The organism is Mycobacterium saskatchewanense (assembly GCF_010729105.1).
Lineage (GTDB): Bacteria > Actinomycetota > Actinomycetes > Mycobacteriales > Mycobacteriaceae > Mycobacterium > Mycobacterium saskatchewanense.
In genome coordinates this window covers 3,503,689-3,526,927 of the sequence record NZ_AP022573.1, presented here as the reverse complement: position 1 = coordinate 3,526,927, position 23,239 = coordinate 3,503,689, and the positions used below count along the sequence as shown (strand labels likewise).

Sequence of the window (23,239 nt, the reverse complement as noted above, 5' to 3'; positions counted from 1 at the left end):
GAATCGATGAGATCAATACGGCTGCGGTTTTCCAGCGGGCACGCCTTGGTGCTCGGGGCGCTCGCGCCGCTCTGCATGCTGCTTTTCTGGCGCACCCGTTACGAGTGGGCGGGGCCCGTCCTGGTGGCGCTGGGTGTGATCGTCGCACTGGTCACCTTTCGCGGTCGCCGGGTGACCGGGTGGATGGCGGCCGCAGGCGCGTGGCTCGTGCGGCGCCGACGGCCTCTGGATGCCCCGTCCGAGCCCGTGATCGGCGCCACCGTGCAGCCGGGCGATCACGTCGCGGTGCGCTGGCAAGGCAAGTCTCTGGTCGCGGTCATCGAACTCATTCCTCGGCCGTTCACGCCGACGGTCATCGTGGACGGGAAGGCGAATACCGATGACGTGGTGGACACTCGGCTGCTGGAGCGGCTGTTGTCGGTGAACTGCCCGGACCTCGAGGCCGACATCGTCTCGGCCGGCTATCGCGTGGGCAGCGTCGCCGCGCCGGCGGTGACGGGCCTGTACGAGCAGGTGATCGAGCGCGACCCGGCTCCGTCGCACCGCCGGACCTGGATCGTGGTGCGCGCGGACCCCCGGCGCGCCGCGAGGTCCGCTCAGCGGCGCGATGCCGGGGTGCCCGGCCTGGCCCGCTATGTGGTCGCATCGACGACGCGTATCGCCGACCAGCTGGCCGGCCATGGCGTCGACGCGGTGTGCGCGCGCAGTTTCGACGACTTCGACCAGGCCACCGAAATCGGCTTCGAACGCGAAAAGTGGTCAACGATCAAGGGGCCGAGGGGCTTCACCACCGCATACACCGCGCCCGGTGGGCCGGACGTGTGGTGGTCGGCGCCCGCGGACCACACCATCACCAGGGTCCGGGTCGCGGCGGGGATGGCGCCGCGGTCCACCGTGTTGCTGACCACGCAGGACAAGCCGCGCAAACGACGAGGGTTCACCCGAGTGTCGGGCGGCCAGCGCGCCGCGTTGCACGGCGAGAATGTGGTCCCCGACCGCCACTGGCAGCTGCCGGTCGGATCGGCGGGTGTACTGGTGGGCGAGACGGCGAGCCACTACCCGGTCTACCTGCCTTTCGATGACGTCGACGCGAGCATCACGCTGGGTGGCGCGCGAACGTTCGTGCAATTCGCGGTGCGGGCGGCGGCCGCGGGCGGCAGGGTCACCCTGGGGCCGCAGTTCCTGGAATTCGCCGAGCTGATCGGCGCACAGACCGGGCCGAAGGCCAAGGTTGCCTGGCCGGGCTCGACGACCTATCTCGGGGACCATCCCGGCGTCGACCGGGTGACGCTGCGGCACAACATGATCAGCACACCGCGGCATGCCAGGCTGCCGATCCGGCCGATCACGCCGCCGGAGGAGAGCCGCTACGAGCAGGCGCTGCCCAAGGCCGGCGCACCGCGTCCCGAGGCCCGGGGACCCGCACCGGCCGCCGTGGCGGGGAATCTCGTGCGCGCGCACCCCGCCGAGTCCCCTTAGACTCGAGACAGCCCGGCGCTTATTTCCCGCGACCTGAAGGATCTTGATGAGCAGCAAGGAAACGCACCCGGAAGCGGCTGCGACGTTGGCGGAGTTCGAGCGGTTCACCAAGGCCCTCGAGGACCAGATAAACCGAACCAACAGCGAATCCTTCACGGCGACAGACGAAACCGAGACCGTCGAAGTGACCATCAACGGGCACCGGTGCCTCAGCGACCTGCAGATCGAAGACGGCCTGCTGCGCCTCGGCGCCGCGACCGTGGAAGAGCGGATCAACGAGGCGTTGCTCAGGGCGCAGGCCGACGCCACGGAAGCCATCCAGGCCCAGCAGGCGCAGCTCCTCGCGTCGCTGACCGAAATCACCGGATCGCTCCAGCGATCGGTTGGTCTGGCCTGAGCGAGGCCGTCGGCGCGCGGCGCTGCCGGCAGCAGGGCGGATACGGTCGGGCCGTGCAGCTTTTCGTCACAGGATCGCCGAGATCGGGGATGACGATCGTCACCCAATATCTCAATCGCCACCACGACATCGAGGTGTTCGACGAGATCGATCTGATCCAGGTGGTCCGTTCCGGCGGGCGGGTGATGAGCACGTTGCAGCCCTTCCTCATCGAGCGCGGGGTCTACGAGTCCTACCATCGCCGTGCTGTGGAAACGGCCGACCCGGCCCTCGCCCTGCGGGCGACGATGAGCGAGCTCGCCCGTCCCTGCACCGTCTGGGGCGAGAAGAACCCGAGGTACGCGACTCAGCTGGGCGCACTGCGGCACAGCTTTCCCGGCGCCGCGGTGCTGTTCGTCCTGCGCGATCCGCGCGAGGTCGTGAACTCCTGTCTGGCACACCGGGGCTCGCTCGCGCGCACCCCGCTGGACTTCTGGATCAAGGACACTGTGGCCGAAGCGCTGGCGCTGGTGGAGCGGCACCTGGAGCCGCTCGAGGCCGTGGTGCCCGACGTCGCCGTCCTGCGCTACGAGGCGTTCGTGGCCCGGCCGGAGGCGACGCTCGACGCCGCCCTGGGCCGCTGGGGCCTGAGCTTTTCAGCCGGCCCCGGCCCGGTCGACCCGGTGGTGCCGGAGACGGCCGCCGACCACCAGTTCTTCCGGGACGGTGCGCCCCTGCCGTGGAAACTCGGCAATCTTTCGCCCCTGTGCCTGGCACCGCGCGTCCGGGACCGGATCGACGCCGACGATCCGGTGTGGGCCCGGGTGGATGCTCTCGCCCGGCGCTTCGGCTACGGCAGCGCATCGTGCTGAGCGATCGGCTGCGGGCCCAGCACCCCGCGGTATGTTTCGTGTCCAACATCGGGGACGCCGTGCTGACGTTGCCCGCGGTGCGGGCACTGGGCGAAATGTTCACCGCCCCAATCACGCTGATCTGCTCGAAGGTCGCCTTCGACCTCTGTTTCCGCGAGGTGAGCGGTCGCTTCGTCGATACCACGGGATTGCCGTTGACGGGACCGCACCCGCGGCCCGGCTCGGGGCCACATCGGCCCGCCGATTACGACACCCTGGCGACGGAAATCGGCGCCGTCGATGTGTTCATCGATACCCTGCCGTGGAGCGCATTGTCGAGCACGGTGGTCCGCCCCCTCGTGCACCGCCTCGCACCGACGACGAGTATCGGCTTCCCGACCGACTACCGCTACGACGTCGTGGTCGCCCAGATGGACTGCCACTGGGCCGACTTGATGTTCAAGCTGCCGCTGGCATTCGATCCGTCGGTCCGGATCGAAGACTATGCCCAGCCGGTGCCCATCCCGGCCCTCGTGCGGGAGCAGGCGCGGGCGATCCGCGCGGCCGTCACCCCCGGGTCCAAGGTGCTCGTAGTGCACGCCGACACCGACTGGACCGAGAAACGTTGGCCGGCAACCCGGTTCATCGCCTTGCTGGACAGGTTCCTGGCGAGCCATCCCGACTATGTGGTGTGGGTCGTCGGGATGGGACACGAGGAGCTCAACGCCGGCCGCGAGGGTGACCGCGTATTCCCCTACCTGGGGCTACCGCTCGACCTCGCCATGAGCCTCGTCGCCCACGCTGACCTCTTCGTGGGGATCGACTCCTGCATGCTCCATGCCGCCGACCTGGCGCGGGTTCCCGGCGTCGGGCTGTTCGGGCCGACGCGCGCTGCGACGTGGGGTTTCAGGTTCGCGCCGCACCGGCACGTCGACATGAGCACCATGGCCGACATCAGCGTGGAACAGGTGCTCAGCGCAATGGAGGAGCTCGTCGAACTGCATGCCTAGTCACGCGGGTCTGAGCGGGATCACGGTGCTGCGGCACGGGCATTCGGAATGCGTTGAGTCCGGCGCGTTGCACAGTCTGCTGCAGGCCGACAGGCCGGCGGTGTATTTCTCCACGCTGATCGGGGATTCGGTCCTGGCGCTGCCGACCCTGCGAGCGCTCGCCGAGCTGTTCACCGCCCCGCTCACGCTGATCTGCCCCAGGGTGGCCTTCGACCTATGCTTCCGCGAGGTGAGTTCGCGCCTCATCGACGTCACGGGAGCGCCTCCGGGGGGCGCGGCACTGGGACCACCCTCGAACCGGCGGCTCGATTACGACACGTTGGCGGCGGAGATCGGCCCCATCGACGTGTTCATCAACGTCGTGCCGTGGGAGGTGCCGTCGAACGTGTTCGGCGGCGGTCTACGGCAGCGCCTGGCGCCCGCGACGAGCATCGGCTTCCCAACCGGTGACGCCTACGACATCGTCGTCCCGAGGGATCTGCCCCATGCGGCCGACCTGACCTTCAAGCTGGCGCGACTGTTCGAGCCGTCGGCACGGATCGAGACCTACGCCCAGCCCGTGCCCGTCCCGGCGGCTGCGGAGGGAGAGGCCCGCGCGGTCCGCGCCGCCGTGCCCGCGGGGACCAAGGTTCTCGTCGTGCACGCCGATACGAATTGGATCAAGAAGCGGTGGCCGGTCACCAGGTTCATCGACCTGTTGGACAGGTTTCTGGCCCGGCATCACGACTACGTGGCCTGGGTCGTCGGAATGGGACAGGAGGAGCTGAACGTGGGGCGGGAGCGCGATCGGGTGTTCCCGTACCTGGGCGTGCCGCTCGACCTCGCGATGGGAATGGTCGCCCGCGCAGACCTTTTCGTGGGGATCGACTCCTGCATGCTCCACGCCGCCGACCTGGCGCGAGTGCCCGGCGTCGGATTGTTCGGTCCGACGGCGCCGGCGACGTGGGGTTTCAGATTCGCGCCGCACCAGCATGTCGCCAGGAGCGCCATGGCCGATATCACGGTGGACGAGGTGTTGAGTGCCGTGGAATGTCTCGCCGAATCGACCATATGAACAACGACTCCCACCGGCGCAACCTCGGCAGCCACTCGCATCTCGAGCCAGGCGTGCGACTGGTTGCACGGCGCTTCGAAATGCTCGGGTTCCGCACGTACCGCGGCTGCGAGGGGCATCCGGCCGCCGGCGCTTCGGGGCTAGAGCTGCGGCACGTCGGCATCGTGCCCAGCGACGACAGCGAACGCGTGATGCCTGCTGCCTCGCTGCAACGCCTTGCGGCCGCCGCGAATTCGGCCGCGGTCGGGCGTTCGCGCGTGCAGGTCGAGGTTCGCGAGGGTGACCGGTGCTTCGATTCTTCCTCGCCGCGGGCCATCGATATCGTCTTCGCTCCGCGATCCGACCTGGCCCCGCGCGATTACTTCGAGCATTTGGCCAGCACGTATGCCGAGTTTTGTGACCGGTTGGAGCCAGACTGCGGGCGGCGACCCGCGAGGCGACCGCTCCGGAACGGCGTGGCGGCCGACGTATCTGGAGAATCGGCAGGCGGTGAGCTGTTGTGGGCTATCCGCCACTTCTACGACACCGCACTGTCATGGCACTGTAAGGAACCCGTCACCTCCCCGGCGAGCGACGGCATCGCGGCGAAGGCTCTGGACCTGCACGCGCTGAACTTCGGGCTGTGGCATCACGAGGACGCCGTTCGCCGCCCCGGCGTCGCCGACGGCGAGGTGGCTCGTAGAAAACGTCGCATCGACCACCTCAACGCCGAACGCAATGCGGCCGTCGAGGACATCGACAGCACGGTGCTCGAACGCGTGACCTCAAACGCCGGTGCGCCGCTGCATACCGAGACACCCGGCACCATCGTCGATCGGCTCTCGATACTCACCCTTCGGCTCCTGCACACGAACCGCGCGCAGGATCCCGGCGCACACCTCGCGGTGCTGGGGGAGCAGTACGACGACCTCTACCGGGGACTCCAGCGCATGCTCACCGACCTGGAGGCCGGTGGTGTCCGGATCAAGGTGTATCGGCAATTCAAGGCCGTCGGGCAGCGCGGTCACTGTGCGCTGTTCGAGACCCGCGACACCTGACCCCCGCCATCAATACGCCGCTGACTCCCACCATTGCCCCCAGTCGAGGTAAGGGTCGCGGTGCTCTTCGTACTGGAGATGCAGCGCCAGCGACGGAATCGGTGTGAACAGCGAAATCTGCTCCCGCCAAATCCTGTTGATGGTCGTCGCCTCGAAAATGTGGTGCTCTACGCCGTAGGGCGTGCTCGAGTAACGCGCGAGGCGCTCGAAAAGCTCCCAGTTCCGACGCAGGGTTGCCAGCTCTACCCAGCACGTGTTGGTGGTGTGCGTATTCGTCCGCCAATGCCTTCCGGCGCCGCAGAGCACGCGGCACGGTTCTCGGCTGAAAATTGGGCTCCAATAATTCTTCGGATCATCGTACGGATGGAGGGCCACTTCCCGGCCGCCGAGCCTCGCCTTGAACAAGGCGTGCGTCGCGAGCATTTCCGGTATCGCCGCCGGGGCGTGCAGGTAGTCGTCCTCGACGAAATAAATCAGGTCGCGAGCGTCGTCGCACGCCCTGGAAAACGAGGCCAGGCAGGACGCGTTGTAGCCGCGGTCGCGGAGGGCGGCGAATTCGACCGGGTGCCTGCACCCCGCGAGGATCTCGCCGAGCATCGCAACGACTTCGGGCGACGAGTGATCGTCGAAGACTCGCAAGATGACGTCGCCATCCGCCTGGTTGATCGACGTGACGAGTGACTGCGCACAACGCAGCGTGATCTCGCTTTTGGGCGCGCCGACGTATCGATGCGCGCCGTGCACGCTGATGTCGGAATGGGTCTGAAGATGAATGGCGAGCCGCATGGTCCTGGCCAGCTTAACGACCTTCCGGCGGCCCGCACACGCACCGCCACGTGTTAGCGTTCTGCGGTGTATTGGATCGCGAATGGTCCGAACATCGAAGTGCGGCGCTACTTTACGGAATCGGACTGGAAGCGTCGCCTTGCCAACGAATTGAAATCCCGTCGGGTGGATGTCGTGTTGGATGTCGGTGCCAACTCGGGTCAATACGCCGCGAGCCTCCGTGAGGCCGGCTTCCACGGCCGTATCGTCTCTTTCGAACCGGTGTCGGCGCCATTTGCCCTCTTGGAGCGCTCGGTGGTCGAAGACGCGCTCTGGGAATGCCGGCGGTGTGCCGTGGGCGAACATGACGGAACAATCGCGATGAACGTCGCAGGCAACGCCGGCATAAGCAGTTCGGCATTGCCGATGCTGAGGACCCACCAGGACGCCTACCCACAGGGCAACTACGTCGGAACCGAAGACGTGCCGATCCGTCAACTCGATTCGGTGACTCCGGAGATCCTCCGGCCCGGCGACGTGGCTTTCCTCAAGGTCGACGTGCAGGGATTTGAAAAGCAGGTGATCGCCGGCGGGGGAGCCACGCTGAGACGGTGCGTGGGGATGCAACTCGAGCTGTCCCTTGTCCCGCTGTACGACGGCGGCATGCTCATCCAAGAGGCGCTCGACCTCGCGTACTCCCTCGGCTTCGCCTTGAGCGCGTACGCGCCGTTCTTCCTCGACATCCGCGACGGCCGGGTGTTGCAGGCCGACGGCGTCTTCTTTCGCTCCGACGATTGACCACCTGGTGTTTGCAAACCGTTCGCCCCGCGGACTCCCGCCCGGGGCGGGGAAAGGCAGCCGAAAACTGCTGCGCGTCGGTGCCGTTCGGGGGATTAGGATGGCATTTGGTAGTGGCTGCGGCGCCACGGCACCGCCCGGATGACCGGCAAGACGAGAGGGGTGGTCGGTGGCCTGCGTCGTTCTTGCTGCTCCCGGGCAACCTCCCCGTCGCCAATCGCCCACTCCGAGACTCTTTCGCACAGAGCACGACTGACTGACGCTGATGGTCTCAGCACAAGGAGATCGGCCGATATGACGCAGACACTGAACGTCGAGTACCAGGAACTTATGGCGCGCGCCGACGAAATAGAGCAACCGCTTCCGGTCATCCCACCGATCAACCCGCCGGCGCCATGCCTCCTGTCGTTCGTCAAAGATGCCGCCACCCAGCTCGCGCTCAATGCGGACTCCCTGCGGCTCTATCTCAAAGCCTGCGAACGCGAATGGAAGACGTTGGCGCAGTCCCTGCGGAATGCGGCGAAGGCCTATGAGGAGGTCGACGAGGGTTCCGCGGGGGCCATCAACAGCGAAATGTCCGGATCGGGCGGGGCGCCGTCGTCGGTGGGCAATGACGAGATGTCGGCCCTATGCGACCCGGACGAAGACTTCGGTGGTTACCTTCCGCCGCCACCCCCTCCGCCGCCGCCGTTCCAATACCCCTACTACGAGGTCAGGCAGGCGGCGAAGGACATCGAAGCCGGTGACCACGGCACAGCGTTTCGCGCATTCGCAAGGGACTGGGACGCTTTCCAGCGGACGTTTCAGCGCGAGACCTACCGGTTCCGCCCTTTCACCAGCTGGGAGGGGGAGGCGAGAACCGCCGTTGAGACCAACTTCGACCAGCAGCGGACGTGGATATATGCGATGGCCGCACTGTGCAGCCAGGTTGCCAGCCAGGCCAACACGGTCGTGGACGCACACAAGAAGGCCACCGGAACGACCGGATACCAGGAGCAGCACGCGGTGGAGGGTGCGCATCCCACGACCTACGAAGTGTCGCAATGCGATTACTGGTACAAGTGGTATTCGACGAATAGCCAGTATCAGTGGTACGTCCAGCAGGCCATCGAATGGTACGAACGACTGCAGGCCCAGTCGGAGGAAGTGCTGGCCCGTTACGTCTCCAACGCCCAGTTGCCGCTGAGACCGGTCACCCCGCAGCGGGTTCCACCGGCCACGCGGATCGACGCCCCCAAGCCCATCGAGCCGAACGACCCCTCGAATCCCGACAATCCGTACGACCCCGACAACCCGTACGACCCCGACAACCCGTTCGACCCGAACAACCCCTTCCCCGGCGGGGACACTCCCTCGGCCACTACACCGACCGTCCCGACCGTCCCTAACGCTGGCGTGCCGCCGACTCCGCCGGCGCCGGACAGCGCGAAGCTGGACCAGGCGCTGAAGGACTTGAAGCGGTCCGGCGCGCTGCCGACGGGGGCGGGGGTCAAGCCAGCGTCGGTCGGGGGTGGCGGCGGGGTGCCGTCGATGCCGCTACAGCCGTCGGCAGACACGGAAGCGGCCTCGCGACCCGCCGGAGCCGGGCCAGGTGCCGCGGCGGCGGGCGCCGGCCGCGGGCTCCCGGGGGCGGGCGGCGCGATGGGTGGTGGCATGGGGGGCATGGCGCCGATGGCCCCCGGCGGCAAGGGCCAAGAGGGTGCCGGCAAGGGCAAGCGGGTGCAGTCGGAGGACGAGGCGCTCTACACCGAGGAGCGGGAGTGGACCGAAGGCGTGATCGGCAATCGTCCGCGCAAGACCGCCGGTCCCGACAAGTAGCGGTGTGCGAAAAGTTCGCGCCCGCTGACCCTTTCGGCACCGAGATGCGTCGTGACCGCTGATTTTGCCGCGATTGGGCCGCCTCAGGGTCGATTATCCTTATCAACCATGACGTCCGACCGGGAGCTGGCGTAGCGATGGGCATGGTCAGGCCGACGGGTGGATACACCGAGCAGATGCTCGAGCCGGGCGGGTGGCCGGAGATCGACGAAGACGCCTTCTACGATCGGGCCCAGGAATACCTCCAGGTTCTGCGCCAGGTCACCGAGGTGTTGGAGACATGCAAGCACGAGCGTGCCGAGTTGTTCGACGGCGGTGCGTGGTCGGGCAGTGCTGCCGGGGCTGCCAACGGCGAACTCGAAACCAACATCGGCGAATTGGTGACGCTGCAAAACGGCCTGGCCACCGTGATCACCTGGCAGAGGCATATCGCCATGTCGATCGTTCAGGCCAAGTCGGACATCACCGACAATGTGGAGGCCGCGCAGCGGCGGATCGACGTTCTGGAGAACGATGCCGACCTCGAACCCGCCCAGCGGACGACAGCGATCAACACAGTTGTCCTTGCGGCGCACGGCGCCAATGTGGGCGTGATCGACGTTGCGGCCGAACGGATCTTGGCGAGCAAGACCTGGCGACCGCCGGGTAATGCCGTAGAGGACCTGCTCGACCAGAAGACACCTCCTCCCGTCGCGATTCCGGACACGAAGTCTCCGGCCGCACCGCCCCCGGCGAACGGGGAACGCCCGGGGCACGGCACCACCGAACCAGCGCCGGCGACACCAACACCACCACCGCCCGTTCGTCCCGGCGCGCCCCCGCTGTCACCCCCCGGCAGCCCGACGCCCGGTGTCGCCCCGCCGCCGCCCTCTCCCGCAATGCCTCTCCCGCCGGGTCAGGCGCCGGGATCACCCTCGCCCGCGCCGATTCCCGGCGGGCCGGGTGGGGCCGGCCCCGGGACGCCGAGCGCCCCCGGGGAGCCGCCCAGCGGACCCGCGGTTCCCGCGGCTCCCCCGGCCACCCCGGCCCCGCTCGGTCCGGCTGTTCCGGCGGCCCCGTTGAGTCCCGCGGCGTCGGGAGTTCCGGCCGGTGCGGGTGGGGTCGGCAAGGGTATGGCTCCGGCGTCGGTGGCGGCACCGTCGCCCAGTTCGCATTCGGACGACACGTCGTCGCCCGGCGCTCCCGGCGGAGCCCCGGGCATGCCGGCCGCGCCGATGGCAGCGGGTGCATCGGGCGGTGCTTCCGGTGGTTCCGCCGCGGGAGCACGCGCCTTGGCCGGCGAGAAGCCTGCGAGCGCACAGCCATCCACCCGGCCCGCGGCGGCCAACCGGGCGGCGGGAAAGGCCGCGCCCGCCGCCCGGCGGAAGGCGGCCGACCAGACCGAACCGCCAGCGGATGTCGTTGCCGCGGCACCGATTCCCGTTTCAGCGGCGCGCGCCGAGCGTGACGCCATCGCAGAGGCCGCCACCGCTGACGCGGCGCGCCGGCAGGGGGATGACCCACTCCGGCTGGCGCGGCGCGTCGCGGCCGCGCTCAACGCGCCCGGTGGCGGAGGCGGTGGAGATCTGGGGTTCTTCTGGGTGACCGCGGTGACCGCAGACGGCGCGATCGTGGTGGCCAACAGCTACGGGCTGGCCTACATACCGGCCGGCGTGCAATTGCCGGAGCAGGTCCACATGGCCAGCGCCGACGAGACGATCCCGGCGACCGAACGCGCGCGCTGGGCCACCTACCCCGTGATGGCCGTGCAGGGCTGGGCGACCCATCACGACACCACGCTCAGGGCGGTGATCGGCACCGAACACCAGCTGGCCAACTCCGATCCGGGCGCGCCCAAAGTTCTGCTGAAGCCCGACGACATCCCGGCCAACGGCGACATGGCGGGTCGGCCGCGGCTGCAGGTGGTGGACCCGGACGCGGCGGAACGGCTGGCAGCAACCACCGACTTGCGGCTGATCGACTTGCTCCCGCCGGCAGCTGCCGATCCGCGTGCGGCGGCCGGCCCCCGGCCCACGTCCGAGGTGACCGATTCGGAGGCGGTGGCCGATCTGGCCGACTCCCTGGCCAGGGGAACCGTCGACGCGCAGCAACTTCTCGCCGCGATGCCGGCGACTCCGGTTGAGGCCGGTCCGCCGGCCGATGAGCGCCCGATGTTGTGGTTCGACGTGATGAAGCCCCTGGCGAGCAAATCCACCGGCCGCCAGGCCGCGCATCTGCGGGCATTCCTTGCGTATGCCACGCATGTCCAAGAGGTCGTCCTCAAAGAGGCGCACGGCGCGGTCGACCTGGCGGAGCAGCGCTCCGCGGTGGCCGACTGGTTGTACTGGAAGCACGTCGGCGCGCTGCTGCAAGCCGGCCTGGCCGACGGCCCGTGAACAGCGCCACCTTCGAGGTGCGGCCGAAAACCGGTTGGGCGTCAGAGATTGAGCTGTGTGGACGCCGGGGTCGGCCGCTCCGCGAGCGGTGCCGGGGGAACATTGCCCGATGCCTGATAACCCGGTGCGGCGCCTTCGGGCACCGCGTCCTGGGGCTGTTCGTCGTCGCCGTCGGCCTTCTCGTTCTCGTCGACCAATTGCCCGGGCGTGCCCTGCGACGCGAGCCCGGCGGGCGAGCCACCACCCGGCATGCTTCCCATCGGGCCCTGCACGCTTTGCATGACGCTCTGCGCAAAGGTCCCTAGCGTGCCCATCGTCTGACCGTATTGAGCGGCCGACGGATTGACTTGCGGCGCAGTCGGTCCGGGCGTCTGACCGTCTGCCGGCCGATCCGGCGTTGTCTCGTCGGCCGGCTGCTCGGCCGCAGCACCCGACATCCGGGCCGCTCCGCGACCATCGGCGGCCTTCCGCGGGGCGGCGAAAAACTGCACCCGGTCCAGTTGCTCGCCCAGCCTCTGATCGGTGGCCGCGTACATGCCGGCCGCCGCGGTGATGCTCGATCCCGTCCGCGTCAGCGCGCCCCGGACGGCGGGCAACCCCTCGATCACCGGCCCCTCGATCACCGGCAGCGTGTCTTTGATCGCGCCTGACACGGCGTCGGTTCCGGTGATAGCAAACTGCGCCGGCAGGGCCGGAAAAACCAGGCCCCGCAACGTCGCCCCGGCGATTTCCAGGCGCGAAGGGTCGACGACCAATGGTTCAGTCATCGCGGGAACCTCGAAACACGTTGTGCACCAGTTAAACGTAACCCACTCCATGAGGTGCCGGACGCGGCAGTTTCCCGGACACCTGGGCTCAGAATTGGATGTTGCGGACGGTGTCGTAGACGCCGGTGATCCACAACAGCATGGGAAGGATTGCGGCGACCAGGGTGCCGTCCAGCAATTCCAGCATTCGCTTCGCCACCGGCGAGACGCGACGAAGCCCGACCGTCGCACCCACCACCGCCAGCGCCACAAGAAGCGCCGCCACGAGGACGGCCAGGAACAGCCAGGCGCTGCGCGGATACCACAGGCACAACCTGACGGTCACGCCGATCGGAATCGCGAGTGCCGCCGCCAGCAGCGCCCATGCGCACCAACGCTCCGCGTAGAGGCGTGACCTGAATCCGCACGCGGCCGTGACCAGACCGGCCACCACCAGGCTGTGCACGAAGAAATGGCCGCGCGTCACCACCGCAATGACACCGGACGCAAGTATCAGCGCGCCCGACATCACGAAGCCGATGAGCAACTGCTTGGCAAGCTCGCTGCGTTCGGTGAGCCGCACCGCGGACTCGGGTACTGAAGCGATGATGGCCTGCCAGGTCCGCGTCTTAATGCCCTCGTCGGCGACCTCTTGGCCCGCAACGGCATCCAGCAGCTCCTCGTGCTCCACGGTTTCGCCGGGGGCGGGGATCGGGGGCAGGGCGATCCGCGCCACGGCGACCGTCAGCTTGGCGGCGCTGGTCACGGTCACCAGGCCGAAGACGATCGCGCCCCCCGGCACCCAGTGTTGCCAGCCGAAGCCGTAGCCGAGGGCACCCGCTGTCACCGCGATCGCCGTGACCGCGGTGAACGAGGCGGGTTCGGCGCGACGACGCGGGCCGCCCCGCGTCAGCAGCATCAGGAACAGGACGGCCGCGCCGCCGGCGGCAAGCTGGGGCGCCCCCAACGGCGCCGCCCCGCGCGGCGGCGGAACCGCCAACGCGGCGGCGGCGGCAACCAGGGGGAACGCCGCTACCCACAGACTCTCGGCGAAGTCCGCCCGGCGGTAGAACCTCTTGGCGGCCCAACTGCCCACCACCATGACAAGACCGCTGACGCCCAGGGCCGATGGCCACCACGGCTGTCGTCCCGTGTTCCACCACGTGAACACCGAGAGAGCGGTCACCACGGCGGCGACGAAAGGAAGCGCCACGGCGATGAAACGATTGAGCGCCGACCGGTCGAACTCGGGCGATTCGTCCAGCACCGCAATCGCATCGATGACGTCCTCGACGAGCGGCCGGTAACGCTCCGTGCGACTCACCGGTACCAGTGTCAGCAGGGAACCGTCGACGACGACCGCATCATCGAGCGATTGATCGGGATGCAGCGGCGGGGCGCCCGGGCGCGCGAACGTCCAGGCCCCCTGGGCGGCAAAGTCGAAGCCCGCCAAGACGTCGGCAGGTGTGCCTTCGAGAACCTCGGCCAGCACCGCGACTGCATCGTCGACGTAGCTTTCTATTGGAGCGGCCGACGGCAGCACCACATCGGTCAGCCGTCGACCGGTCAGGATCGTCACCCGGGTGGTCGCGGGCTTGGCGGGCGTTGTCGCCGCGGCGGCCGGGGCGGCCGCCGCGCTGGCGGTGGGTGCGCTCAACGACCTTCACCCCTGTCGAAGTCGTCGGAAAGTGCTGCGGCAAGCTCGGTAATCCTACGTCGGTAGACAGGGCTGAGCCGGTCGAGCTCGATTTGAGTTCCGGTGGCGATGTGCTTATCCCAGGGCAATACGACAACGCGACCGGGCGGCACATACCGTCCGAAGTGGCGCAGCACGTCGGCGATGGCGACATTGGGTTCACCCGGAACGACATGGTTGATCACCACGCACCCGCGGCGCGCCAGATCCTGAAACCCGTTGTTGCGCAACCAATCGATCGCGACCTCTGCCTGGTGGACGGCGTCGATCGACGCGCTGGCCACGACCACGAGGCCCGAGAGCGTCGACAGCACGCCGCGGGTCGCCGGATCGAAGAAGCCGGCCCCGCAGTCGGCCAGCACGATGTTGTAGAACCGCGCCACGGCGTCGGCCGCCGACTGCCAGTCGGCCTCGCTCAGGCCGCGCCGCGCGGTTCTGTAGTCCTCGGTGGCGAGCACTTCGAGGTTGACCGCATTGGCGCTGGTGTACGTGCGGATGTCGTTGCAGTGCGTCAGCTCGTCGTCCGCCAGCAGGTGCGCGATGGTTGCGGGGGTCTGACGGCCCACCCGATCGGCTAGGTTCCCCGAGCCCGCGTCGGCATCAAGCGCCAGGATTCGGTCGCGCCGTATCTGTGCCAGCACCGACCCCAGCGCAACGGTCATGGTGGTCTTGCCGACGCCCCCTTTGAGCCCCAGCACCCCGATCGCATGCGAGCCCCGCGGATTGCGGCGAATCCGGTCGGTCAGGCCCAACTCGTATTTCTCGTCGCGGGACAACCCCGGGTTGAGGCCCGTGAGCCTGTGCGCCCAGCGTCGCCAGCCGCGCCGCGAAAGCGCTGTGGCGGCGGTCTTCTGGACTGGCCTGGTGCCCGTGACGCGGACGAGGGTAGCGGCGGCGGTCGCGCCCGGGTGGGTGGGCGCGGCTGCGGGGATGGCGACACGCCGCGCTGCGCCATTGCCGGCCGCCGCTGGCGCGGGCGCGCGCACCGGCCGGCCATTCCGTTGGGGGAGCGGCGGTTTGGGCGGGCCGGTTTTCGCGGTTTCGCGGCCGTTTTGGCTACCGGCCCGCTGGCCGTGTTTCGAACCCGTGCCGCGGCCCGGTTGGTCGCGGTCCGCGGGGGGCTGGTCCTCGCGGCGTGCGTGACGCGCGTGCTGTGTGGGCGCCGGTTCCGGTGGCCGAGGCTGGGTTTGGTCAGCGGGCATCGGGGGACGGGCCGTCGGCTGTTCGGTCGGGGCCGGGCGCGACTGCGCGGGCAAGTCGATCGGGGCCGGGGGTCGCGGCGGCGAGGGTGTGGGTGGCTGGTGCCAGTCGACCGGCATCGGCGGCGGGACATGGCCGTTGGCTCGGGGTGGGCCGGTCGGCACGGGCGGCATTTCGGCCGGCGCATCGATGTCGAAATCCGCTTGCGCCGTTGCCTCGTCGGCAAGACTTATCCCTTCGGGGACCTCGAATAGCCGGTCATAATCGGCCGCCATGGAAACCTTTCACAAGCTCGCGCGAAGAAGCACGAGAAGAACCGAATTCTTCCGCGAGGTCGAAGAGGCCCGTTCTCGTGCTTCGCCGCTCTGCATCGTCTTACGTGAACATGCCGGTGACGCCGGATTCGGTTTGGGCCATGGCCTGGCTGGCCTCGGTGATCCGCTGCGAAAGCGACTGCAGTGCGGCATTCAGTTCAGCGGAGGTGTCGTCCCAGTTCCGCTGGACCTGCTGGTAGGCCTCCGAGCCGCTACCGCCCCACGCCTCCGCGAGCTTGGCAAGTGAACTCTTGCCCTCGTCGAGAAGGCCGTGGGTGGTCTGCACGGCGCCCTGAATCGCGCTCGCGCCGCCCTCGATGCCGGCGAAATTCCATGACTGTTCTGACATGTCGGTAGTCCGTTCGTTGGTAGGAGTGAGGTCGGTCGGGTCAGAAGTTCATCTGCGAGGACAGCGAACTGGCCTGTTCGTCGTCGGCCGAGGAGTACTGGATGCCGGCGCCGTGGATGTTCTGCGAGATCTCGCTGAGCGCTTTGATTTGGGCCTGGCCCGCCTCGTGGAAGCGCGTCAGCGCCTGCTGTGCCGCCGTGCCGGCCTGGCCGCGCCAGTGGCCGGCGAGCTCGCCGCCGGTCGACTCAACGCCCGCGATGACCCGCTGGAGCTCGCCGGAGATCCGGTCGAAGTTGGCGGCCTCCGCGCTGAGAGTTGCGGCATCGGTTTTCATCTCTGCCATGCTGGACCACTTTCTGTGTGTCTCGTCCTCGCCAAGTAATGGCAAGTCTTCCGGCCCAGGCGGCCGGGAAGTCGGTTGTCGCGGGTGCTCACCAGTCGTCCTGGTCGTCCAGCTCGTCGTGATCGCCGTCGTCGGGGTGCGGGGCGAGCAACGCGGGCGCGGCCAGGCCGTGCCTGGAGACCGCGGCGGACTGTGCGCCGGCGCCCATCAGTCCCATCGGGGCGGAGCCGCCGACCGCCGACGAGCCGGCACCGGAGCCCGAGGACGCCGCCGCCGCAACGGGTTTGTCGATCAACTGGCTCATCATCGGCGTGCGGGCCGACGATCCGCCCGCCCCGGGCAGCGCTTCCGAGTGCATGAGCCCCATGCCCACGCTGGGTCCCGATCCCCCCGCCAACGGGTGGGTCGACAGCGGGCTGGCGCCGAGCAGGCCCAGCTGCGGGCCGTCTTTGTCGGCAGCGGCCCCCAGGCCGTCACCCGGTAGGCCGTTGCCCGGTCCGCCCATGCCGCCGGTCTGACTGGCCAGGGACGTTATCTGCTGCAACGGTTGCATCAACTGCTGCATGGGCGCGCCGAACTGCCCCATCTGCGCCACCAATTGCGAGATCTCCTGTCCGGACAGCGCCGGTGTGAGCGGCACCGCGGCCGCGGGGTCGGCGACGGGGAGGTCCCCGAGACCTTCTGCGGCATCCGAAAGCGCTCGCAACGCAGCGGGGGCGGCGTCGGACACCAGGCTGGAGAACGAGCCCAGCGCCTCGGTCGCGACGGCTTGGCCCCCCATGCCCGGCTGCACGATCGGCTTCATCGGCTCGACGGGCTCAAAAACCGTGTTGGTCATGGTTTCCGCCGCGTAGACGTCCATCACCGTCGCGGCCTGCGTCCACATGCGGACGAAGTAGTCCATTTCGTTGAAACCGATTGGGACCAGATTGATACCGAGAAAATTGGTGGCCGTCAACACCGCGTGGGTGATGTGGTTCGTCGCGATCTCCGGCAGAGAAGGCGTCATTGCCAGCGCCTTGGTGTACGCCGCGGCCTGCGCCGAGGCCTTCAGCCCGCGCTGTCGCGCCTGCTGCGCAGCGCTTTGCAGCCAGGCCACCATCGGAGTGGCGGCGGCGATCGCGCGCTCGCTGCCCATCCCGGACCACGAGGCTTTCAGTGCGACCAGGGCCGCGGACAATTCGATGGCCTGGGCCTCCAGGGCCGCCCCCAGGGCTTCCCATCCCGCAGCCGCCTGCAGCATCGGCCCCGGACCCGCTCCGGCCATCAGGCGTGCGGTGTTGAGTTCCGGTGGCATCGCGTGCCACAACATGATTGCCAGTCCCCTTGGGTCCGAGTGCGTTTGGCTAGCGTTTGGCGGCGGGAGTCATGCCCAAGTCTCCGGCGGTAGACCGGCGATCATAGGAGCAAGTGCCGTTTGTTGCATTTGCGTTCCTCTTCTGTACATGCGCGCGCAACAAAGATTCCATTGGCCCAAAACACCTTTACTACCAACGCAGTTCATGACTCGGTAACGCAGGCGATTTGAGGTCCAGCCGCTTTGCTGACGCTGAAATAATCCTAATCGCCGCCGCGTGGTGGTCAGTGCACTTCTTCTGGCGGATCGATGTAGGCCGCCTGGATGACTTCTTTGCCCTCCGGCGACACGAGAAATGCCTGCCCGGGGGGGCGCGGCTTCACCTGGATATCCCGCGACGGGAAATCCTGCTTGTCGCCGGAAAGGAACAGGGTGGGGGAGCCCGCGCCGTATGCCGCGCCCACGAATTTGTCCATGGTCGCCTTGTATGCCGAGCTCATCTGGCAGGTCACGATGATGTGCAACCCGATGTCAGAGGCGGCCGGCAACAAGGGCGCCAGCGGCGCCATCGGAGGGATGCCTCCGGCGGCCGCCACGATCATGTGCCAATCGTCGACCAGAAGTACGACATCGAATCCGCTCCACCACGATCGGGACCGAAGCTGCGCGGTCGTCAGGTCCGCGGGCGGGAGCCGCTTCTTCAGGTTGGTAGCAAGTGCTTTGATGGCCTCGTCGAGCGTCGTGCTGTTGCGGTTGATCGCCCCCGCGTCGAGCAGATGACTGTCGGGCACCGCGTCGAGCAGACCCGAGCGGTAATCGGCGAGCATGAAACGCACTTGCCGAGGACTGTTGCGGGCGCAGATCGCTCGCGCGATCGCATGGGCGGTGCGCGTCTTGCCCGACTTGGCCGCACCGAAGATCAACAGGTGCGGCGTCGTGAACATCTGCGTGTACGCCACCGACAGGTCTGTTTCCCGCACGCCGATCGGAATGGTCCAGCGAGCGCGGTAGTCGGCGTCGGGGCCCGGCGGGTGCGGGTCGAGTTCGTGTAAGTAGATGCGTTCCGGCAGGACGCGGACCCGCGGCGCCTGATCGGTGTGCCGGGCCGCGACGTCGTTCGTCGCGGCGGTGATCGCCTCGACGAGGTTGTCCGCACTGTGCACGCCGTCGAATCGCGGCACGCCGATCATCAGGTGGTGCCTCTCGAACGACATCGCCCGCCCGGGCCGGTTCGCCGGTATCTCCCTTGTGGCGCGGTCGATCTGGGTGTCGTTGACGTCGCCGAGCCGGAACTCGATCTTGGTCCCGAGATAGTCGCGGACGCGCGACTTCAGTTCCGTCCAGCGCGGCGTGGTGATGACGGTATGGATACCAAACGAGAGGCCCTGAGCGGCCAGGTCCTGGACCTTCGATTCGAGGTCGGGGAACTCGCTGACGAACGCCGGCCACCCGTCGATGATCAGGAAGACGTCCCCGAACGGATCGGCCGCGACGGGTTGGGCCGGGTCTTCGCGCAGCTGGCGATACATCGCGATCGACCCGACCCGGTGCTCCTTGAAGGTGACTTCCCGTTGACGCAGAACGGCTTGCACTTCGGCGACCACCCGCATGACACGGTCCGGCTCCGATCGGGTGGCCACCCCGCCGACGTGAGGCAGGTTTTCGAGATACATCAGGCCGCCGCCGCCGAGATCGATGCAGTAGAACTGGACTTGCCTCGGGGAGTGGGTGGCCGCCGCCGAGAGCACCATGGTTTGCAGCAGGGTGGACTTGCCCGTCTGCGGCGCGCCGCCGATGCCGATGTTCCCGCCGGCACCCGACACGTCGACCCCCCAGACCCCTTGGAGATGCCGACGCGGCTCGTCCATGATGCCGAGCGCAAATCGCAGCGGTTGCCGCTCGTCGCGGGCGACGAGTTCGTTGACCGGAGTCGGGTCTTTCAGTGGGGGCAACCACATCTTGTAGGCCCGCGACTCAGGGGTGCTGAGCTGGTCCAGCACCACCTCGCTCAGCGCTCGCACTTTAGGTTCGACTGTCATGGCACCATCACCTCGTCCACGATCGGAGCCGCCGTGAATTGGTGGATGCGCATCCGCTTCGGGCCGCCGCTGTGCGGGCCGGCCCCGTTACCGTCGCCATTGGTTTCGGTCCGCGCCGGCGGAATGTAGGGAGCACCGGTGTACAGGGTGCTGAACTTGACCGGGTCTTCCATGCCGACCCGAAGGAACCCGACACCGCTTTCCTTGTTGGTGATGTATTGCGCCTCCGGCGTTCCGATCACCGACTTGGACTCGTGCGAGCTGGTGGTGCGCAGAGCGATGCGGTAGGTAAGGTTGGGCTCGAGCTTGTCGATGCGGGCCCCGCCCGTTTGCAGCGACTGGGTGGCCAGCAGCAGATGCACGCGCAGTGACCGGCCAACACGGCAGATCCGGTCGAAAAGCGCGATGAAATCCGGGTGACTCTGCAGCAGCTCCGCGAACTCGTCAACGACAACGAAAAGCGTTGGTAACGGGGCTAGATCGGCGCCGCGTTCGCGGTACTTCTCGTATTCGGCGACGCCGGAAAGCGCTCCGGTGGCGCCGACCGTGACGCCGGCCTGCCGCAGCAGCGTCTGCCGTCGGTCGAGTTCACCGGTCAACACCTCGCCCATCCTGCTGACCAGTTCGGCCTCCTCCGCCATGTTGGTGATCACGGCGGCGGTGTGCGGAAGCTTCTCCATCCCGAGGAACGTCGACCCACCCTTGAAGTCGGTCAGCAGCAGGTTCACCTGGTCCGGGTGGTGCATCGCGACCAGCGAGAGGATAAGGGTGCGAAGGAATTCGGACTTACCGGATCCGGTGGTTCCGATCAGCATGCCGTGTGGCCCGCCGCCGAATTCGGCGCCTTCCTTGATGTCGAGGTACATGATGTTGCCAGTCTTCAGTTCATGGCCGAACGGGATTCTCAGGCGATCACGGTCTTTGTCGGCGTACATCCGCCAGCGCGCCGGCGTCACCTCCTCCACGCTCTGGGCACCGACCAACTGGTGCCATTCGGTCGCCACCTTCTTCTGAGTCCCGGCGCCCTTCTTGTCGATCACGGTCCCGGTGATGGACCACCCTGCCAATTTTCGGGCGATGCGGTGGGCCTGCTGGGCGGACACCCGGTCGGTGGTTGCCGTGACCTGACGGAACGATTGCCCGGGCAGGCGGTCATCGGCGGTCCCGTCGTCGGCGACCCTGATGCGATAGTTCGAGCCGCGATGGTTGCCCAGCGTCAACACCGTGACGCCGGCCCTGCCGTCGCGGGGGAATCCCGCCTTGCCGCCGGTGAGGTCGACGACCACCACGTAGGGGCCGCCCGGAAGCGAATCGGGTGTGTGCGGACCGCGGGCGGCCAGATCCGACAGCTGGTCTGGACGGGAGTAGATCATGCGGGCCGGCCCGGCGCCGTCGGTTTCGGTCGGATGCGCCACGTGTGGCAGCCACTTCAGCCAGGACCACTCCGGGTCGTCAGGGTCCTCGGTGAGCACTCGGATCTGCAGCAGGTCGGGCGGGTGGAAAACCGCCAAGTGGCAGATCATCGCGGCCAGCAGCCCGGCCGATCCGACCGGGTCGCCGCCCACGGCGATCGTCGGAAAGGTACGCAGCTGCAGCAGTTTCGGGCAATCGTGGATGAGCCCGTGAGTGCGCAGGAACTTGACGACCCACATGTTGGCCACGGGCTCGAGGTAGGGCTGGGGCGCCGCACCGGGACCCGCCAGCTCACCGCCGGCGGACGGCTTCATGAGCCGATCCACGGCCGGCTGGTCACCGATTCCGATGCGGGTGGCTGCGTAGAAGTCGGCGCTGGCCGGACGCGACCACTGCCGGGGCGTGCCGATCAGCGACAGCAGGTCGTCGGGGTGGGGGGCGTGGTATCCGAAGAAGGCGACCTGCGCGGTGGCCGAAGACGTCACCCGGGGACGAAGTCCGGCCAGATACCGCAGGTATTCCTTACGGTCGGCGTTGATCTCAGGGACCTTCTTGCCGCCGCCCCCTCCGCCGCCCGCCATCATGCCCATCGACATCATGATCATCATCAGCGGCATCATCAGCATGTACGGCGAGAGCTGCCTGGTCCCGCTGACCACCATGATCGCGATCATGCCGAGCATGCAGGCACCCATCACGTACGGCAGGGCCTTCTGCACGCCGGACGGGGGGATGTCCACGCCAAGGTCCTCGGGCGGGGTGACCGCGATTTCGCCCGGAGTCAGGCGGGGGCCGCGTGTGACGCTCGGGGTGAACTTCTTCGTCGCCATCAGGGCGCTCCGGGGGCGGCGGCGGGTACTTTGCGGGGGCTCGGGTCGGCGGGCAGCGTGTCGTGCTCCAGCAGGGCCGCATCTTTGGACAGCACCGGGCCGTCGACCAGGAGGCGAACGATCTCCCACGGCGCGGGCTTCGGTGAGCTCAGGCCCAGGGAGGTGGCCGTCTGCTGGTCGGGCAGGCCGTAGCGCACCCCCTGCGGATCGACGTAATACAGCGATTCCCCATACCGAGGATCCGGGGATTGCAGCTGCACGTACTTTCCGCCATCGACGTAAACCGTTGCGGCTCCCTGGATCTGCTTGATGCCTTGACTCATCGCTGACGGCGGCAGTGGGAGGTGCCGACCGGTCAGCACCGTTGTCTTCGGACTTTGTTCGCCGGTCTTGCGTTCCCACGTCCAGCACAGCGCGGGATCCTGCGGCCGAGACACGATCTTGACGGGCTGGTCGGGCAACGGCGAGTTGTACACCACTTCAGGAATCCTGACGACCTCGCTGGACACCAGCGCTGGGGGCGCGACGAGGCCGTAGGACTGGATCGCGCGCAGCGCCGCGGCGGTGTTGGCATTGACGGGCGCGACGCCGTCGGGCAGGACCACGAAGTAGCGCGGACCCGAGTCCCCGTGGATCTGCAGTATCGACCCGATCACCAACTGTTCGGGAAGCCCGAGCGTGTTGGGTGACCCCGCGCTGGGGATCGGAGGCAGCTGCCAGGACCCGGCGTCGGGTAGTGCATTGAACATCGCCGTGGAAAGCGGACTCGGCTTGGCGGTTCCGCGTATTCCGACGGCGAAGGTCATGGGCCGGTCGCTGAGATCCGTCGCGTGGCGCCCGTGGGCGTCGACGATCCAATCCTTGCCCTGGAAGGACGCCAGCAGCGCTTCGTTGGGGAGGATCGGGTCTATGGCGGGGGTCTCGATCTGCAGCGGCCTCGCCAAAATCGCCGTCTGCACGGTGGGATTGACGCTGTCGGCGTTGCTGACGGTGTCGCAGAGCGTCCAGACCGACGAGGAGTCCGCCGACACGGGCGTGGCGTACGGGGCGCCGGGAATGCCGATCGACTGGCCTCTGGGCAACCGGTTCAGCTCCGCGGGTTTCACACCCGTCGGATCGGCCGGGTTGCCCAGCACTAGGCGTGCCGAGGTCAGGTTGTAGACGGGATGCAATTGACCCGACACCATCAGATAGAGCTGGTCGGTCGAGCGGTCGACGAACAAGTTGCCGCTGCCGAGCTTGCCCTGCGGTTTGAAGTAGGCCATTGCCACGGCGCCCACCGAGATCAGTACCGAGACGACGATGCCGAGCGCGACCGAGCGGCTGTAGAACTGCATCGGGTCGTCGAACATGCGGGTGTCGCGGCGCACGATGGCGTGCTCCAGGCGCCGCAGCAGGAAACGCCAGCCGCTGACCTGAACCTTCGTGGTAAGCCGGAAACTTGCCATG

General features: G+C 67.9%; 18 protein-coding genes and 1 pseudogene. 9 read left to right on the top strand and 10 right to left on the bottom strand.

Annotated features, from left to right (window positions below; translation table 11 throughout):
* Window positions 1-6: 6 nt before the first annotated feature.
* From eccE to G6N56_RS16585, 6 genes and pseudogenes are all read left to right on the top strand, one after another.
* A pseudogene (gene eccE, locus G6N56_RS16610) lies at window positions 7-1,389 on the top strand (type VII secretion protein EccE); the annotation flags it as partial.
* Between the two features lie 136 nt (window positions 1,390-1,525).
* Entirely contained in the window at window positions 1,526-1,876 is a 351-nt protein-coding gene (locus G6N56_RS16605) for a YbaB/EbfC family nucleoid-associated protein (protein WP_085254151.1), read from the top strand.
* A gap of 53 nt (window positions 1,877-1,929) precedes the next feature.
* Complete coding sequence (locus G6N56_RS16600; RefSeq protein WP_211287375.1) at window positions 1,930-2,727, top strand: sulfotransferase family protein; 798 nt, start codon at window positions 1,930-1,932, stop codon at window positions 2,725-2,727.
* Window positions 2,721-3,716, top strand: a complete 996-nt coding sequence (locus G6N56_RS16595; protein WP_085254149.1) for a glycosyltransferase family 9 protein — start codon at window positions 2,721-2,723, stop codon at window positions 3,714-3,716. The genes G6N56_RS16600 and G6N56_RS16595 overlap by 7 nt, the downstream gene beginning before the upstream one ends.
* Complete coding sequence (locus tag G6N56_RS16590; RefSeq protein ID WP_085254148.1) at window positions 3,709-4,770, top strand: glycosyltransferase family 9 protein; 1,062 nt, start codon at window positions 3,709-3,711, stop codon at window positions 4,768-4,770. Before G6N56_RS16595 ends, G6N56_RS16590 begins: the two co-directional genes overlap by 8 nt.
* Entirely contained in the window at window positions 4,767-5,807 is a 1,041-nt protein-coding gene (locus G6N56_RS16585) for a DUF4254 domain-containing protein (RefSeq protein ID WP_158090675.1), read from the top strand. Before G6N56_RS16590 ends, G6N56_RS16585 begins: the two co-directional genes overlap by 4 nt.
* 9 nt (window positions 5,808-5,816) lie before the next feature.
* On the opposite strand, the gene G6N56_RS16580 is transcribed toward G6N56_RS16585, so the two are convergent.
* Window positions 5,817-6,593, bottom strand: coding sequence for a glycosyltransferase (locus G6N56_RS16580; protein ID WP_085254146.1), 777 nt, complete (start codon window positions 6,591-6,593; stop codon window positions 5,817-5,819).
* A 66-nt stretch (window positions 6,594-6,659) separates the two neighbouring features.
* On the opposite strand from G6N56_RS16580, the gene G6N56_RS16575 reads away from it, so the two are divergent.
* From G6N56_RS16575 to G6N56_RS29495, 3 genes are all read left to right on the top strand, one after another.
* Window positions 6,660-7,370 (top strand): FkbM family methyltransferase, encoded by a 711-nt coding sequence (locus G6N56_RS16575; RefSeq protein WP_085254145.1) that lies wholly within the window; start codon window positions 6,660-6,662, stop codon window positions 7,368-7,370.
* 294 nt (window positions 7,371-7,664) lie between these two features.
* Window positions 7,665-9,188 carry an EspB family ESX-1 secretion system-associated protein gene (gene espB / locus G6N56_RS16570; protein ID WP_085254144.1) on the top strand — a complete coding sequence of 508 codons (1,524 nt, stop codon included), beginning with the start codon at window positions 7,665-7,667 and terminating at the stop codon, window positions 9,186-9,188.
* A 137-nt stretch (window positions 9,189-9,325) separates the two neighbouring features.
* A complete protein-coding gene (locus tag G6N56_RS29495) occupies window positions 9,326-11,563 on the top strand; it encodes an EspK C-terminal domain-containing protein (protein ID WP_085254143.1) in 2,238 nt (745 codons plus the stop codon).
* 41 nt (window positions 11,564-11,604) lie between these two features.
* On the opposite strand, the gene G6N56_RS16560 is transcribed toward G6N56_RS29495, so the two are convergent.
* The 9 genes from G6N56_RS16560 to eccB form a co-directional block, all read right to left on the bottom strand.
* A complete protein-coding gene (locus tag G6N56_RS16560; RefSeq protein WP_085254142.1) occupies window positions 11,605-12,330 on the bottom strand; it encodes a hypothetical protein in 726 nt (241 codons plus the stop codon).
* A gap of 88 nt (window positions 12,331-12,418) precedes the next feature.
* The gene (eccD, locus tag G6N56_RS16555) at window positions 12,419-13,966 is read right to left on the bottom strand and encodes a type VII secretion integral membrane protein EccD (protein ID WP_085254141.1); all 1,548 of its coding nucleotides are present in this window, start codon (window positions 13,964-13,966) and stop codon (window positions 12,419-12,421) included.
* Window positions 13,963-15,480 carry a MinD/ParA family ATP-binding protein gene (locus G6N56_RS16550; RefSeq protein ID WP_085254140.1) on the bottom strand — a complete coding sequence of 506 codons (1,518 nt, stop codon included), beginning with the start codon at window positions 15,478-15,480 and terminating at the stop codon, window positions 13,963-13,965. The genes eccD and G6N56_RS16550 overlap by 4 nt, the downstream gene beginning before the upstream one ends.
* A 100-nt stretch (window positions 15,481-15,580) precedes the next feature.
* Complete coding sequence (locus tag G6N56_RS16545; RefSeq protein WP_085254139.1) at window positions 15,581-15,868, bottom strand: WXG100 family type VII secretion target; 288 nt, start codon at window positions 15,866-15,868, stop codon at window positions 15,581-15,583.
* Between the two features lie 40 nt (window positions 15,869-15,908).
* On the bottom strand, window positions 15,909-16,211 hold the full coding sequence (locus G6N56_RS16540; protein ID WP_085254138.1) for a WXG100 family type VII secretion target: 303 nt from the start codon (window positions 16,209-16,211) through the stop codon (window positions 15,909-15,911).
* Between the two features lie 88 nt (window positions 16,212-16,299).
* Entirely contained in the window at window positions 16,300-17,523 is a 1,224-nt protein-coding gene (locus tag G6N56_RS16535; protein WP_085254137.1) for a PPE family protein, read from the bottom strand.
* A gap of 269 nt (window positions 17,524-17,792) precedes the next feature.
* Complete coding sequence (gene eccCb, locus G6N56_RS16530) at window positions 17,793-19,547, bottom strand: type VII secretion protein EccCb (protein WP_085254136.1); 1,755 nt, start codon at window positions 19,545-19,547, stop codon at window positions 17,793-17,795.
* A complete protein-coding gene (gene eccCa, locus G6N56_RS16525; protein WP_085254135.1) occupies window positions 19,544-21,790 on the bottom strand; it encodes a type VII secretion protein EccCa in 2,247 nt (748 codons plus the stop codon). Before eccCa ends, eccCb begins: the two co-directional genes overlap by 4 nt.
* Window positions 21,790-23,238 carry a type VII secretion protein EccB gene (eccB, locus tag G6N56_RS16520; RefSeq protein ID WP_085254134.1) on the bottom strand — a complete coding sequence of 483 codons (1,449 nt, stop codon included), beginning with the start codon at window positions 23,236-23,238 and terminating at the stop codon, window positions 21,790-21,792. The genes eccCa and eccB overlap by 1 nt, the downstream gene beginning before the upstream one ends.
* Window position 23,239 lies beyond the last annotated feature (1 nt).

Bases quoted from the DNA above. Each gene is read 5' to 3' on its own strand.
- G6N56_RS16605 (WP_085254151.1), top strand. From the start codon at position 1,526: ATGAGCAGCAAGGAAACGCACCCGGAAGCGGCTGCGACGTTGGCGGAG.
- G6N56_RS16590 (WP_085254148.1), top strand. From the start codon at position 3,709: ATGCCTAGTCACGCGGGTCTGAGCGGGATCACGGTGCTGCGGCACGGG.
- G6N56_RS16585 (WP_158090675.1), top strand. From the start codon at position 4,767: ATGAACAACGACTCCCACCGGCGCAACCTCGGCAGCCACTCGCATCTC.
- G6N56_RS16580 (WP_085254146.1), bottom strand. From the start codon at position 6,593: ATGCGGCTCGCCATTCATCTTCAGACCCATTCCGACATCAGCGTGCAC.
- espB (WP_085254144.1), top strand. From the start codon at position 7,665: ATGACGCAGACACTGAACGTCGAGTACCAGGAACTTATGGCGCGCGCC.
- G6N56_RS29495 (WP_085254143.1), top strand. From the start codon at position 9,326: ATGGGCATGGTCAGGCCGACGGGTGGATACACCGAGCAGATGCTCGAG.
- G6N56_RS16560 (WP_085254142.1), bottom strand. From the start codon at position 12,330: ATGACTGAACCATTGGTCGTCGACCCTTCGCGCCTGGAAATCGCCGGG.
- G6N56_RS16550 (WP_085254140.1), bottom strand. From the start codon at position 15,480: ATGGCGGCCGATTATGACCGGCTATTCGAGGTCCCCGAAGGGATAAGT.
- G6N56_RS16545 (WP_085254139.1), bottom strand. From the start codon at position 15,868: ATGTCAGAACAGTCATGGAATTTCGCCGGCATCGAGGGCGGCGCGAGC.
- G6N56_RS16540 (WP_085254138.1), bottom strand. From the start codon at position 16,211: ATGGCAGAGATGAAAACCGATGCCGCAACTCTCAGCGCGGAGGCCGCC.
- G6N56_RS16535 (WP_085254137.1), bottom strand. From the start codon at position 17,523: ATGTTGTGGCACGCGATGCCACCGGAACTCAACACCGCACGCCTGATG.
- eccCb (WP_085254136.1), bottom strand. From the start codon at position 19,547: ATGACAGTCGAACCTAAAGTGCGAGCGCTGAGCGAGGTGGTGCTGGAC.
- eccCa (WP_085254135.1), bottom strand. From the start codon at position 21,790: ATGGCGACGAAGAAGTTCACCCCGAGCGTCACACGCGGCCCCCGCCTG.
- eccB (WP_085254134.1), bottom strand. From the start codon at position 23,238: ATGGCAAGTTTCCGGCTTACCACGAAGGTTCAGGTCAGCGGCTGGCGT.